Annotated in this window: 13 protein-coding genes and 1 riboswitch; of the genes, 3 read left to right on the forward strand and 10 right to left on the reverse strand. The window is 35.0% G+C overall.

Annotation, left to right across the window (positions count from 1 at the left end; all coding sequences use genetic code 11):
• Window positions 1–39 precede the first annotated feature (39 nt).
• Complete coding sequence (locus tag M014_RS26740; RefSeq protein ID WP_051588568.1) at window positions 40–2,691, reverse strand: immunoglobulin-like domain-containing protein; 2,652 nt, start codon at window positions 2,689–2,691, stop codon at window positions 40–42.
• A gap of 583 nt (window positions 2,692–3,274) precedes the next feature.
• On the opposite strand from M014_RS26740, the gene M014_RS0109675 reads away from it, so the two are divergent.
• On the forward strand, window positions 3,275–3,736 hold the full coding sequence (locus M014_RS0109675) for a hypothetical protein (RefSeq protein ID WP_372440524.1): 462 nt from the start codon (window positions 3,275–3,277) through the stop codon (window positions 3,734–3,736).
• Window positions 3,737–4,054: 318 nt separating this feature from the next.
• Here the strand turns inward: M014_RS0109675 and M014_RS26745 are convergent, their stop codons facing one another.
• The 5 genes from M014_RS26745 to M014_RS0109700 all read right to left on the reverse strand — a co-directional run bounded on the left by M014_RS26745 (window position 4,055) and on the right by M014_RS0109700 (window position 8,155).
• Window positions 4,055–4,426, reverse strand: a complete 372-nt coding sequence (locus M014_RS26745) for a hypothetical protein (protein ID WP_035414809.1) — start codon at window positions 4,424–4,426, stop codon at window positions 4,055–4,057.
• Between the two features lie 98 nt (window positions 4,427–4,524).
• Window positions 4,525–5,277, reverse strand: a complete 753-nt coding sequence (gene aiiA, locus M014_RS0109685) for a quorum-quenching N-acyl homoserine lactonase AiiA (RefSeq protein WP_026591540.1) — start codon at window positions 5,275–5,277, stop codon at window positions 4,525–4,527.
• Window positions 5,278–5,367: 90 nt separating this feature from the next.
• Window positions 5,368–6,120, reverse strand: coding sequence for a hypothetical protein (locus M014_RS0109690; protein ID WP_026591541.1), 753 nt, complete (start codon window positions 6,118–6,120; stop codon window positions 5,368–5,370).
• Window positions 6,121–6,131: 11 nt separating this feature from the next.
• Window positions 6,132–7,229, reverse strand: a complete 1,098-nt coding sequence (locus M014_RS0109695; RefSeq protein WP_026591542.1) for a DUF58 domain-containing protein — start codon at window positions 7,227–7,229, stop codon at window positions 6,132–6,134.
• Window positions 7,226–8,155 (reverse strand): AAA family ATPase, encoded by a 930-nt coding sequence (locus tag M014_RS0109700; protein ID WP_026591543.1) that lies wholly within the window; start codon window positions 8,153–8,155, stop codon window positions 7,226–7,228. Before M014_RS0109700 ends, M014_RS0109695 begins: the two co-directional genes overlap by 4 nt.
• Before the next feature lie 321 nt (window positions 8,156–8,476).
• On the opposite strand from M014_RS0109700, the gene M014_RS0109705 reads away from it, so the two are divergent.
• Entirely contained in the window at window positions 8,477–8,875 is a 399-nt protein-coding gene (locus M014_RS0109705) for a DUF2871 family protein (protein ID WP_026591544.1), read from the forward strand.
• A 148-nt stretch (window positions 8,876–9,023) separates the two neighbouring features.
• Here M014_RS0109705 and mgtE read toward each other — a convergent pair whose 3' ends face one another.
• The 3 genes from mgtE to M014_RS0109725 form a co-directional block, all read right to left on the reverse strand.
• Window positions 9,024–10,352, reverse strand: coding sequence for a magnesium transporter (gene mgtE, locus M014_RS0109710; protein ID WP_026591545.1), 1,329 nt, complete (start codon window positions 10,350–10,352; stop codon window positions 9,024–9,026).
• A 181-nt stretch (window positions 10,353–10,533) separates the two neighbouring features.
• Window positions 10,534–10,700, reverse strand: a riboswitch (M-box (ykoK) riboswitch).
• Window positions 10,701–10,986: 286 nt separating this feature from the next.
• Window positions 10,987–11,649 (reverse strand): bacillithiol biosynthesis deacetylase BshB2, encoded by a 663-nt coding sequence (gene bshB2 / locus M014_RS0109720; RefSeq protein ID WP_026591546.1) that lies wholly within the window; start codon window positions 11,647–11,649, stop codon window positions 10,987–10,989.
• Window positions 11,650–11,664: 15 nt separating this feature from the next.
• On the reverse strand, window positions 11,665–12,015 hold the full coding sequence (locus M014_RS0109725) for a YojF family protein (protein ID WP_026591547.1): 351 nt from the start codon (window positions 12,013–12,015) through the stop codon (window positions 11,665–11,667).
• A gap of 243 nt (window positions 12,016–12,258) precedes the next feature.
• Here M014_RS0109725 and M014_RS0109730 point away from each other — a divergent pair, with 243 nt between their 5' ends.
• Window positions 12,259–13,584, forward strand: coding sequence for an ArsB/NhaD family transporter (locus M014_RS0109730; protein WP_026591548.1), 1,326 nt, complete (start codon window positions 12,259–12,261; stop codon window positions 13,582–13,584).
• A 35-nt stretch (window positions 13,585–13,619) separates the two neighbouring features.
• Here M014_RS0109730 and M014_RS0109735 read toward each other — a convergent pair whose 3' ends face one another.
• Window positions 13,620–13,847 (reverse strand): hypothetical protein, encoded by a 228-nt coding sequence (locus M014_RS0109735; protein WP_026591549.1) that lies wholly within the window; start codon window positions 13,845–13,847, stop codon window positions 13,620–13,622.
• Window positions 13,848–13,883: the final 36 nt, after the last annotated feature.

The raw sequence follows: 13,883 nt of genomic DNA on the forward strand, positions 1-13,883 counted from the left end.
ATTCGAAGATGTCTTTTTATACAATGCACTGAGTTACAATTATTTTAGTACCTTTCTAAATTTGCGACCAAAAGTAAGTACCATACCTGCAAGAACCATCAATATACCCACTGCTGCACTGTTATTTGTACTTGCTCCCGTTTTTGGAAGCTCTTTATATGTATCTTCTTTTTTATCAGAAGTACTATTATTTGAGATATTACTGTTATCAGTATCAGAGCCATTGCTGTTGTTAGTACCAGTACTACCATTATCAGTGCTAGTATTGGTATTGGTATTACCAGTGTCAGAATCGTTATTGTTGCCTGAACCATTGTTTCCGTTATCAGAACCGTTACCATTGTCCTTATCTTTCACAACTACTTTTTGTATTGTAGTTACCTCATTACCGCCGGAGTCACGAACAAGGAACTTGACTTCGTAAGTACCAGTTTTAGCTGTATCTACTTCACCAAAATGTATTACTTTATCAGTAATATCGCCATCTTCTTTATCAATAGCTTTAACCCCTGACATTTGATCGAATTTGTCTCCTACATTTATATTCACTTCAGCAGGTACAGTTAATACTGGTGATTCATCTTTTAACTTTTCTTTCCCTTTAACTGTTACCGTTTGTTTCGCAGTTACTTCATAACCTTTAGAGTCTTTAACTGTGTATGATAAAACATACGTACCCGTTTTAGTAGTATCTACTTTACCGTCAATTGTTACTTTAGAAGTGATATCACCATCTTCTTTATCGATAGCTTTAACCCCACTCATTGGGTCGAATTTATCATCAATTGTTAATACTGTTTCTTTTGGTACTGTTAACTCTGGTGCTTTGTCTTCAACAGGTTTTTCATTAACTATTATAGTTTGTGTTTGAGTTGCCAAATGACCTGCAGAATCTTTAACTGTGTATTTAATCGTGTAAGTGCCTGGTGTATTTGTATCTATATGACCTTCATATTTTACTTCTGGCGTAATCTCACCATCTTCTTTATCCGTAGCACTTACATCGTTCATTGGATCGAATTTATCTCCTTCAGTAATTGTAGTTTCTAAAGGTACTTTTAGTACTGGTGATTCATCTTTTGTTTCTTCTTTCTCTTTAACCGTTACTGTTTGTTTTGCAGTTACTTGATGACCTTTAGAGTCTTTAACTGTGTACGTTAACTCGTAAGTACCTGCTTTAAATATATCTACTTTACCATCAACTGTTACTTTAGAAGTAAGGTCTCCGTCTTCTTTATCAATAGCGGATACTCCTGCCATTGGGTCGAATGAATCGCCTACATTCATTGTTGTTCCACCAGGTACTGTTAATTTCGGTTCCATATCTGGAGTTTCTTCGTTTTCTTCTACAATAACAGGTTTAGAATCAGTTGCTTCCCAAATAGGAGCGGCTAAAAGTGGATAATTCAAATTTTCTATTTTTTGTCTTGTTTCTAGTGTAGCAATTAGCCCCCATTTATCAAAGAATGGAAGTAAATTTTTCTGTGCAATCTTAGAAGTATTATAAATGAAATCTTGTATTTTCTCGTCACTAGTTTTAGGAAGTTCTTCGTTCGGAATTGCACGGTATAATTGATGTAATTTCGGATAGAACTCTTCCCCAAAAGCTAAGTCTAATTGCCAAAACATTGTTAATTTGACGAAGAGATCATCAATTTTATTATAGTCTTTTTCGGATTGAGGCTTATTTAAATAAGTAAATGCTTTGTCATATGTTCCGTTCTCTAACCTCGATTTATTTCCAAAAGCTCGTTGTACGGACATACTATAAATATTTACAGTAACTTCCCCTAATCCATCCCATGTCCAAGGAAGTTGTTGCCTTTGATGACCAGCTTCATGCCAAGGCCCCCATCCATTTTCTGTAAAGTCTTTCACATTTAGTACATGCTGAATTGCATCTCCGACATACGCAGTTCTACCATAATACGAATACATATAAAGAGTTGAGTGATTATCCTCCACAAAGTGTACATAATGCTTGTCCGCTTCCTTTTCAGATAAACCAGAAACTCGATCTTGAATTCTAATAGATTCATCTAATTTTTTTAAGAGTTGTACAGGATCTGTGTTAGAACCTATTAAATATTTTTTCACTCTTGCAGGACTTGCGGTTATAAGTACACGCTCTCCTTTTAGTTCCACCACATGGGCATTAGGATATTTATCTAGCATGTCTACTAAATCTTGTTGTGTATGTTTTCCTAACTCAAACAGAGGGCTAGTTGTTCCACCTGTTTTTATCTCCGTCTTCACTGTTCCACCTTGCCCTGGATTATATAAATAAATCATTCCGCCATTTGGAGATTCGATTGTATTTTCTCCTGGTTTTAAAGTGAACGACTTTATGAGCGAATCTTGGTTCCATGCACCATCGTATGAGAATGTTCCTATATAAGCTTGAATATTTTGTTTTCCTTCAACTTGAATGGTGATTTTTTCGTTTGGACTTGCATATAGTCCAGTTGGTTCATAGGGGCTAAACTTAAATTGTCGTCGATCATTTGCTCTAATTTTTTCTGGATCTCCCTTACCTTCGACATAAAAAACATGTTCCGCCGATACTTGTGTTTTAGCTGCAACTTTTGTTATTCCTGTTACTCCTCCCATAAATGGTGAAGCAAGTACATTCATAGCTATTAATGTTTTGATTGCGACCCCTTGATGCCTTTGTTGGGTATCTTTTTTCATTCTGTACCACAAACCTTTCTGTAGTTTTACAAGTTTAATAGTTCAATACATATTAATAAGTTTTATATAAACATTTTCACATTAGTGAAATGTAAAACATGAGTATAAATGGAGGATTCGGTCCGGGCCTCTTCGTGCTTTGTACAAGCTGAAAACAAAAAGGATGGTGAGTGCAGGTTACCTTCTTTCTGAGTAGAAGGGATTTATATACAAAAAATAATCACCAATAATTATAAGGAAAATTCAGAAAAATTTTCTTCTACAATTTTTAGTTTATTCATAATTTTTTATCACCTTGATTTTAACATTCACTATATAATATGACAATTAAAATATGACATTTTTCGTTAAATATCGACAAAAAAATCCTTCATCACATCTTTTGATTGGATGATGATATAAACAAATATAGTAATGAAGAAATATCGAGCAACAAGTATTAGCAAACATTATAAAAAATTAATTATTGATATCAGCTAATACTTATTGTTACATTCGGTTCCATTCCTACATCCCCCCTATATTTAATACTTATCCTTACTCACCTTTAACAATCGCTCAGAATAATATGTACCTAGAGGGTGTGACAATATTGAAAAAAAACATTGAAATTACAAGAGATATACAAGTCATACGGTCTATCCAACGCGATCTCAATATTGTGACAGTCGCACTATTACTAACTGGACAGATCACTATTATAGGAGTCTTTGTGACACCAGGAGGTTTTCGCGTTTCATTAGGAGGACCATTAACAGGAGAAAGTCGACTAGAAGGTAAATTCGAAAAACAAACTGCGAATATGATTATTGATGTAATAGACGTTATCCTCGCCGCACTATTACTCAACGATGAAATTGGAGTTACGGGGAGTTTTATTGCACCTGGTAGATTTACTATTAATGTGAGTGGACCAATTTTTGGTGTTCCTAAACTTGAACCTACTCTCCCTTACTTGAAAAGGGATTATAAGTTCTTCCAAAAAGTTGTGTCCAAACATTTTCATGTAAATCCTAACTTATTAAAAATACTTACAAAGGAATGATAACATGGCTTTAACAGATATTCCCACTATTCACCCATCTAAAAACGGAGTCTTTCTTTTAGCTCTTCCTTTAATTATTTTTATCTTCTTTTTTACTCAACCTAAAGTAGAAACAAAATAATACTCTCGCTAACTAGGAAAGAGCTTATTTCTCATCACCAAAATTCTAGGTTCTTTTTTACAAATTCCAGAACCAAAAACGGCTTGCATATTAAAGCAAGCCATTTTTGGTTCTTTCCTATAACCTATTCTAAGCTTTTTATTCTACGGTTCATCTTTTTTAAACCGATATTTCCCTCTTTAGGTAGGGAATATCAACTACTTGTATCTCATTTCAAAGCTCTCTTTCTTTCCATCCCATTCAATTGTCACAAGAAACACTTCTTCCTTATCATGCACTGCACAACCTGAACATGACGATTTTAATTGAATCGTTCCCCTTTCAATAAATCCTGTTCCCTCTTGTTTACTACTATTATCTTCAACTCTCCATTTTACGTCATTGATTTTTTCTCTATCTTTTCCTTTGTAAATAATTGTGCCTTCTCCAGATTCACTCGTATCTGTCTGTGAAATTATATACTTGCCTTTCCAATGCTTACTTTCTCCAACATATGAATAGGTGCGATCACAACCACTTAACGTCCAAAAACATATCATTACACTAAACAGCATTATGATTTTCCTCATACCTTCCACCTTTTTAAATTTTATTCGGATATCGTATCTATAAATCAATACGAAAAAAGGTGTAGTTATATTATTTTTCGTCCTACAAAATGGATACATTATAAACACTCAGGGAATGTTTTACAACTTTTTTCTTGTTCCATATCATGTCCAAAGAAAACAATAGGTTTTTCATCCAAAACAATTTCTTTTAATCGTTTGATAGATTGTGAGGCCATTTCTGAATCAAATCCTGCGAATGGGACGCCCTGCTCAAAGTTTTCCTGCGTGTAAGATGCATCAATCGTTAGTAAAACAGAACCTGACTTTTCCGTTTTAACAAATACTGATTGATGCCCTGGGGAATGCCCTGGCGTATAAAGCAACTGAACACCTGGCATTACTTCATAATCTCCCTCAATCATTTGATAGTTCAAATTTGGTAGTATGCATTCCTTTAAATATTCTTCTCTATGTAAAGCAGCATCATGTTCAGTTCGTTGCACAATAATGGGTGTATGGTTGAAGTTCCCATTCCCCCCAGCATGGTCAAAATGCAAATGAGAACTAATAACACAGAGAAGATCTTCTGGCGCATAACCTACCCGCTTTAAAATATTTATAACTCTATCATCCGGTTTCATTTTCGGGAGAATCTGTCCTTCAACAAACGTTCCCTTAAAAAGATCTTCATTATCTACTGCGCTTTCTGGCATTCCTGTATCTATCAAAATTGGACCTTCTGTCGTTTCCAACAGATAGCACCAGACTGGTAAATTCAAGAGTTTACCCGGAGTAAGCGTACTATTAACAGAAGAATGATCCAACATGCAGCGGCCAGCTGGTAAAAAGTAAAGTTTTTTAACCGTCATTCTATATCCACCTTCTCGTATCAGTTTGGATAAAACAGTACTATAATACTTCCGCTAACAACAAACTTTCTCCTTTTATCTCTTTTTTCACTATAAACTTTTCTTTACATTTTCATATATCCATCTCCGCATCACCTGTAACTCCTCATTTGAAGCAGTTCCTTCGCCGTATCTCACTTTCTCATAAATCGGAATAATAGTATCACCTTTATGGATACGGGAAAACCATTGCTGCATCGTCTCTTGTAATCTTCTCTTTTCAAACTTCGGTAATGTCATTTCCCATTTGATTAACATTGCACGCACTTCTTCTATTGGAAGGATTAAGCTATCTTGCTCTTCTTGTTCTACATTCCCCTCAACTTTTCGTATTTCTTTTTGTTTCGTATCAATAAGATGGATCTCCTGCCTCTTATTCCGTATAAGACGAAAGATGAAAAATATGATTAATATTACTAAGACAAGGATGCCAATTTGTATAAATATATTTTCAGTGCTAACGCCTAGAAATTCTATGCCACCAAGTGGCACCTTTCTATCTCGAGGAATTCCTTTGTGGTTCTCTTTCTTATAATACCCATTTTTATCAAAACCTGGAAAATCTTCTATTTCATATAATCCTCCTGAATCCTCTCCTGGTTCCACCGGCGTTCCTGCTCCTTTAAATACCCATTTTCTGGGCATTTGTGAATCACCATCCTCTCCTACCTTTGATTGAGAAGAATCTAATACTTGTTCCTTTGCAAAAAAGACCCCTTCCGTTATTCCAATCGCTAATATAAAACAAAGACCAATAGCTAGGAAACAAAATATAACACGCGATCCCCATTTCAATGTATTCACCGTTCCTCCCTTTACTTCACAATTTGTATCCATCCTTTTTGTTTTTCAGGTGGATATCCTATAATTAATGGGATACATCCTGCTTCTTGTCTGCGAAATCCTGTTTGATAAAAGAAATGCGTATTAAGCGGTGTATCTTTTTCCGTTAATGAAGACAACAAATCCATTGCTTTATAAAGTTGTTTTCGGTGCTTTCCGCCCTTTAAATGAATGACACCTTGTTCCCGTACTCCATTTATCCATAGTTCGAACGAGCAATCTTGTGAAATTAACTCCCGGCATACACCAGCAGCAACTTGAATTAAATATTCCATATCGGTGCGAAGTGTATATCCCGTTTTACCTAATAGATTTACATATAATGCATACCGATCGCCTTGCGTATATTCATACTTTTTTGCACTAATAACTCCTGTTTTCGCAGTAGCTCCCCAATGAATCGAACGAAAGGATTCCCCTTCATACTCTTTCACACCTACTATTTTCGTTTCATCATATAACGGAGAAACAGCCGCTCTACGAAATCCGTGTTTCCATGTTGTCATTTCTGGTATTGTTACTTTCGACATTTGCGGAAGAATATGAAATTCAGGGAGTTTTTTTTGTTCAATAGGCAAGTAATACGTTAAAAGACCAAATGGATCTGATATCATGAGTTCCGCAGCTTGCCACCCTTGTCTCCCTCTTTCATGTGCATTTCCCTCTAACATAATTGTTATCATATCTCGCCCTTCTAATTGGAGAGGAATTTGATACGAGTGATGCGAACGCTGCATCTTCTGATCCGTTTCCCACTCTATTTGTTCATTAGAGCGAAACTGAAGAACTGCTTTAAAAATTGGAAAACGTGCTTCATTTATAATCTGCACCACACATTCTCCTCTTTCGTTCATAAATAGCCTCTTTTGATTTTGGGAGATTTCCCATTTCACTTTCATGACTGCCTTCATATACAAATACAAAAATCCAACTAGCAACAAATAAAACAAAAAGATAGCCACAATGAAAAATTGATTGGTAAACACGACGAGTATAAGACAAAATGCGCCGATTCCCACTATAAAAAGTGGCTCTAACAACGGATGTTTCCTTTTTATAATTTCATTCATACGCTTTCCACTGGCACTGCAAGTTTTTCTAAAATCCCTTGCAGCACATCTACTTTAGTTGTTTTCATATCCCCTTCAATCGTTAACGTTAATCGATGGGCACAAACCGGGGATGCTAAAGCTTTCAAATCATCAGGAGTTACATAATCTCTTCCTTTTAATAAAGCTCTTGCTTGAGCGGCTCTCATAAAAGCTAAAGATCCACGCGGACTAACCCCAATTTCTACTAAATCATGATTTCGCGTCGCTTCTACAATATCAAGCAAGTATTCTTCCACCTCATCATGTATATGAATCTTTTTAGATTGCTCTTGCAACTCCAATATGTCAGAGAGAGTTACAACGCTTTGTAAATCGTTAAATGGATTGTTTTCTTTAAATCGTTTTAACATTTCCTTCTCATATTTTCGATTTGGATACCCTTGGCGAATGGTTAATAAAAAGCGATCCAATTGCGCATCTGGAAGTGTAAATGTTCCTGCCGACTCTAAAGGATTCTGCGTTGCCAATACAATAAATGGGCTTGGTAATACATGTGTTACGCCCGCAATTGTTACCGTACGTTCTTCCATTACCTCTAACAACGCTGATTGCGTCCGCGGAACCGCCCTGTTAATTTCATCTACTAATACAAGATTCGCAAAAATAGGCCCCTTCCTCGTTTTAAAATCACTTTCTTTCATATCAAAATATTCTAATCCTACTACATCACCCGGCAACGTATCCGATGTAAATTGAATACGTTGAAAAGCCCCATCAATACTTTTCGCAAGTGTTTTGGCTAATGTTGTTTTTCCCGTTCCTGGTACGTCTTCTAGTAAGACATGTCCGTTGGCAACTAGCGCGATCATTGCTAAATCAATTACTTCTTCCTTCCCTACAATAACTTTTGAAACATTTTCTTTAATTTTCTCTAATATAGACATATTTTTTATCACCCTTAAGTGTTTGATTTTTCTGATATTTTAACACAATATCCTTTTTCCATAAACCGGAAAATGAATTGGATTTTTAATTCTTATTCCAAATATAATCCCAAACCTTTACAATCCCCTTTGTTCACATAAAGTTCAATTATTTCATATAATCGAATACCCTATAATTATGATACAATAATTTTAAACTTGTTATACTATGACTCCTGGAACACTAGGAGTCTTTGTTATGTAACCACCATGATTTGAAAATACAATAGAAATTTACAAATCGAAAACCCACAATATAAAATTTGCACCAGGAGGTATATAATGAAAAAATTATATTATGCATCGTTCGTATATTTAGTAATCGGTTTATTATCAGGTGTATTCGCTAGAGAATATGCAAAATCAAAAGGTATTCTAGGATCCACTCTGCTAAACCTTTTACATACACATACGCTCGTACTTGGGTTTTTATTTTTCTTAATTGCCCTAGCATTAGCAAAAGCATTTTCATTTCATAAAGTGAAGGGCTTTAATAGTTGGTTCATCGTCCATAATATTGGATTAATTTTAACCCTTTCTTCACTGGCAACTCGAGGGCTTCTTCAACTAAATGGTGCTAATTTTAAAGAATTAACCTATATAATTGGATTCTCTCACTCTCTCATTGGTCTTACCCTTATTTGGTTTATGATTCTATTAAAAAAATCATTCAAAATGTAGTGTGTAATAAAACTTCAACCAAAACAAAAAAGAGTCTCATATTACTTATGAGACTCTTTTTTCTACATTAAACAGACTCTATAACCTTAGAGCTATAAATAAACATGCTACTCATCTTTTTCGTACCAGAAATATACATAGTTTATATTTATAAATTTAATATCATTTTAGCAACCATAAAGTAAATGATTAGTCCAGTGCCATCAACAAACGTTGTAATGAACGGTCCGGAAACAACGGCAGGGTCTAGTTTGAATCTTCTGATAATCAATGGTAATGCAGCGGCTACAATAGAAGCCCAAACAACAATAAACACCATTGTAATTGCTACAACTTGTGCAACTTCTATTCCAACTCCTAATATATATGCACGAATTAGACCTGCTGTACCAAGCGCAAGACCAAGGAGTACACCAATTAACATCTCTTTTCTTATAACACGAAAAATGTCTTTAAACTTCACTTCCCCGATACCTACTGCACGAATAATTGTTGCTACAACCTGTGTACCTGTGTTTCCTCCAGTACCTACTAGTAATGGAATAAAGAACGCAAGTGCGACCACTTTGTCAAGTTCATCTTGAAAATGGTGAAGTACTGTGCCTGTATATGCCTCAGCCATGAATAGAAGCAATAACCAGGGAATCCGTTTAGAAAAAATCCTCGAAATAGAAGCTTCAAAATATGATTGGTTTAATGGTTCGCTACCACCTAACCTCTGGATATCTTCAGTTGCCTCTTCTTCCATTACATCCATTACATCATCAAATGTTATGATACCCATCATTTTTTTATCAGCTGTTGTTACAGGTAAAGCAGATAAATCATGATCTGTTAACTTTTTTACAGCTTCTTGTTGATTGGCTTCAGCATATACTGAGATAATATCTCGAATCATTATGTTTGATAAGATTTCCTCATCCGATGCTGATAATAACTCACGTATGGAAACGATTCCTTTGAGGTGTCCGTAGTTATCTAGAACATATATATAGGATACCGATTCTACATTTGTAGCAATTTTTCTAACATGCTCTAAAGTCGTTTTTATTGACCAATCCTCTCTAGCTGAAATATAATCACTTGTTACAAGACTACCTGCTGTCTCAGGTTTAAATTTCATTAAATCCTTTACCTTTTGTTGCGTTTCTTTATTTAAATACGACATTAATTGTCCATCTTTATTAAGCTGAATAGCTAGAAACAAATCAACAAGCTCATCAACTGGTTGCTTATTCAGCAATATTTTAGATTTATCTCTAGGTAAATTGATTAGGATCTTATACTGTTCGTCTGGACTCATATGTCTAAGGACTTTAGAGCTTTTTGTAATTGGGATCAGATCTATTACTGATACTTGATCTTTAAGTGGAAATTTTTTAATTTCTTGTGCAATATCATATGGTGGATCACTCAAAAATTCTTCTACCATAAAAATATTTTCTGTTAACAAAAGCTGCTTTAATTTATTTTTCATCATAATTCCTCCTAATAAATAGTTCCATTAGGTCATTTAATAGTACAAATAATTAGATATCGATGATCGTATACATAAAAAAACCTTTACTCAAAAAGGAGTAAAGGTTTTTAAAAATCACAAATAAACAAAGGGTGAAATCTCTTTTTACCATCATAGAGATATATCCCTCCAAATTATCACGTACCTCTCCCTCGTTGAGTTTTAGCACTGTACAGCATAGGTTTGAAACCAGCTACATTAAGAAGGGCCTTCTCTCCGACCGTTCCTGTTGACCCATTGGCGTCTCTCGACATTTTTGGGCAGCAGCGTTTCTCTATACAGGAGCCTCACCTAACAGAGACTATTCAAATATAACTTCAATTTACAGCGTTCTTTTTGATTTGTCAATTTTTTTATAATAAATATATATTCTTTTTAATTTTTGGCTCTGTTAAAAGTATAGTGTTGATATTTTATGCTTTCTCAAATTATTAGTATAATTAACATTTGAACAAGTATTTATGAGGGAGAAAAGTACAAAAGCGTTGACCAACACCGCACAATGCACATTCCTGATACTTAACAGAAAAAGCGATGTCACAATGCGACATCGCTTTTGTATGTATGGAAGACTAGTAGAAAATCTTCTAGCCTATTCCCATTTATAAGTCCAAAATTGTTCAATTTGTAACCATTTTAATGTTGCAGCATCTTTGTTTTGCAACTTTACTTCCGTTTCTTCTAACATCGCTTCTGTTTGTGAACGATGCGCACGTAAAGCCGCTAATTTTTGTTCGAATACTTCACTAATGTTGTTAATAACATCTGGTTCACCTAATACTTCCTCACGATTTTTTGTAATCGCAACTGCATGAATGACCGGACGTGTTTCTTTCGGCATACGTGATACAGCGCGAACAGTAGCACGGCCAAATGCATCATGATCTGGATGAACACCATGCTCTGGATAGAATGTAATAATTCGTGATGGTTGTACATCGCGAATGACAGTTTCAATTTTATCTGCTACAAAATCTACATCTTCAAATTCTAGTGTTTTATCGTGGAAACCAAGCATTCTTAAATCTTCAATGCCCATCGCTTCACATGCATCTTTTAATTCCTTTTCACGGATATTCGGAATCGTTTCGCGGTTCGCAAAAACATTCTTTCCCATATTGCGTCCCATTTGTCCAAGCGTTCCGCACGCATATGTCACAGGTACTCCTTGCTTTCTTAATAAACTAATTGTTCCTCCAGCTGCAAACGATTCATCGTCTGGATGAGGAAATACAACAAGCACATGTCTTTCCATACATTTCCCTCCTTCTTATTTAAATGGTGTTAAGCTTAATTCAAGCGCTACTGCTAAACGACCTTTATTATCATGCCCTGCTAATAATAAACGATCGTTCTCGTCTACTTCCCAATGTGTAATGCCTTCAGCATATACCCAACCATGATCCATTTTGAGACCAACTCGGTATGGATTTGTTCCTGTTATTTTCCCACGTTCAAAACGAATAATTGCATTTCGAATAAATGCTCCGACTGTCATCATCTTTTCATTAAAATGTGAAGCGTATGCTCCATTTGTTGTTTCTAAATGAATATATACATCTTTATTTACAAACCGTTCAATTTCATGTTGAATAACAGTACTATCTTTTACTATTTCCATCGGATTTCACCTCTTTAAACCATTTTACGCAAAAATAAAGTAAATTGCTATCTCTATATTAGAGGACAAAACTCACTTTGCATAATAATTTGCATTTTGTTTTTTATTTTTTCACATAGAAAAGTTCACTATTCTCCTACTACTCGTAAATAGTTTTCTTTCTTTTTTGAATTTGCTACAATAGAGTTCATGCGGAGGGATATATTTCGACAATTTAATATATATTTTAAAGAAGGTGACATGTTGGAATATTCAGCACATGAAGTAGCAAATTGGCAATATTATTTTGCAATCGCCGTATTTTTAGTGACATACGGATTTATTATTTCTGAGAAATTAAACCGTGCTGTAATTGCACTATTGGGTGCTGCAATAATGATTATTTTTGGCATTGTAGACTTACATACTGCCTTTACATCGCATATCCAATGGGAAACCATTACTCTTTTAATTGGAATGATGATTCTCGTGCATATTACGAGTCAATCTGGTGTATTTGAATATATAGCCATTAAAGCAGCAAAAGCAGCGGGTGGAAAACCAATTCGAATTTTATTATTTTTATCCCTATTGACCGCAGTCGGCTCTGCATTTTTAGATAATGTAACAACCGTATTATTAATCGTTCCTGTTACACTATCGATCACGCGTATTTTAAAGGTACAACCTGTTCCTTATTTGATTTCTGAAGTATTATTTTCAAATATCGGTGGTACTGCTACACTAATTGGTGATCCTCCAAACATTATGATTGGATCTGCTAATAAACACCTAGATTTTAATGCCTTTTTACTCAATTTAACACCAATTGTACTTATTATTTCCATTGTTACATTAGGCATTATTTATCTTATGTATCGTAACAAATTAAAAACAACACCTGAACAAATTGCTAAACTTATGGAACTAAATGAAAAAGACTATATTCGTGACCGAAGCTTGCTCCTAAAATCTCTTTCCATTTTAGGATTGACAATTCTCGGATTTGTTCTTCATTCCATTATTCATGTAGATGCGGCAGTTATCGCGATGACCGGTGCAACGCTCCTCATGTTACTTGGTGTAAAACAACATGAATTAGAAGATATATTTGCTCATGTAGAATGGGTAACGATTTTCTTCTTCGCTGGATTATTTGTTCTTGTTGGCGGTTTAATTGATATCGGACTTATTTCATCTTTGGCAAAAGAAGTGATTGATGTAACAAATGGTGATATCGGCTTTGCAGCGATTCTTATTTTATGGGTATCAGGGGCAGCATCAGCTACTATTGATAATATTCCATTTGTCGCAACGATGATTCCGCTGATTCAAGATTTAGCTTCAGGACTTGGACTTTCTGTTGACTCTCCTCAAATTGAAGTACTGTGGTGGGCATTATCACTTGGTGCTTGCTTAGGGGGGAACGGAACATTAATTGGCGCTTCTGCAAACGTAGTTGTCGCAGGTATTGCTAAGCGCGAAGGACATGGATTTTCTTACCTTGATTTCTTAAAAATTGGCTTACCGTTAACAATCGTTGCATTATTATTATCACATGCTTATATATATTTACGTTATTTAATATAAAAAGGTTTGCAGCATATTGCTGCAAACCTTTTTTATCACCAAAATATCCCGATAATTACCAATGCTCCTAAAATTATACCACCAATTTCTCCAACGATTCCTGGTGATAATTGAACACCTTTTTTAACTTCTACAACAGGCCTTTCATGTCTAAGCTGTTGAACTTCACTTTGTAGTTGATGCACACTACCATGCAATTCCTTTACGAGTTCTTTTAACTCTGCTAATTCTTCATTTACTGGCTTTGTTTTTTCTAAATTCATATGACATGACTCCTTATTTCAATTCATATGTTGTAA

The sequence above is a fragment of the Bacillus sp. UNC437CL72CviS29 genome (genome assembly GCF_000482345.1).
Taxonomy (GTDB): Bacteria; Bacillota; Bacilli; order Bacillales; family Bacillaceae_G; genus Bacillus_A; species Bacillus_A arachidis.

What these genes read in the sequence shown, in the direction of transcription:
- M014_RS26740 (WP_051588568.1), bottom strand. Translation starts at nt 2,691, where the DNA reads ATGAAAAAAGATACCCAACAAAGGCATCAAGGGGTCGCAATCAAAACA.
- M014_RS26745 (WP_035414809.1), bottom strand. Translation starts at nt 4,426, where the DNA reads ATGAGGAAAATCATAATGCTGTTTAGTGTAATGATATGTTTTTGGACG.
- aiiA (WP_026591540.1), bottom strand. Translation starts at nt 5,277, where the DNA reads ATGACGGTTAAAAAACTTTACTTTTTACCAGCTGGCCGCTGCATGTTG.
- M014_RS0109695 (WP_026591542.1), bottom strand. Translation starts at nt 7,229, where the DNA reads ATGAATGAAATTATAAAAAGGAAACATCCGTTGTTAGAGCCACTTTTT.
- M014_RS0109700 (WP_026591543.1), bottom strand. Translation starts at nt 8,155, where the DNA reads ATGTCTATATTAGAGAAAATTAAAGAAAATGTTTCAAAAGTTATTGTA.
- M014_RS0109705 (WP_026591544.1), top strand. Translation starts at nt 8,477, where the DNA reads ATGAAAAAATTATATTATGCATCGTTCGTATATTTAGTAATCGGTTTA.
- mgtE (WP_026591545.1), bottom strand. Translation starts at nt 10,352, where the DNA reads ATGAAAAATAAATTAAAGCAGCTTTTGTTAACAGAAAATATTTTTATG.
- bshB2 (WP_026591546.1), bottom strand. Translation starts at nt 11,649, where the DNA reads ATGGAAAGACATGTGCTTGTTGTATTTCCTCATCCAGACGATGAATCG.
- M014_RS0109725 (WP_026591547.1), bottom strand. Translation starts at nt 12,015, where the DNA reads ATGGAAATAGTAAAAGATAGTACTGTTATTCAACATGAAATTGAACGG.
- M014_RS0109735 (WP_026591549.1), bottom strand. Translation starts at nt 13,847, where the DNA reads ATGAATTTAGAAAAAACAAAGCCAGTAAATGAAGAATTAGCAGAGTTA.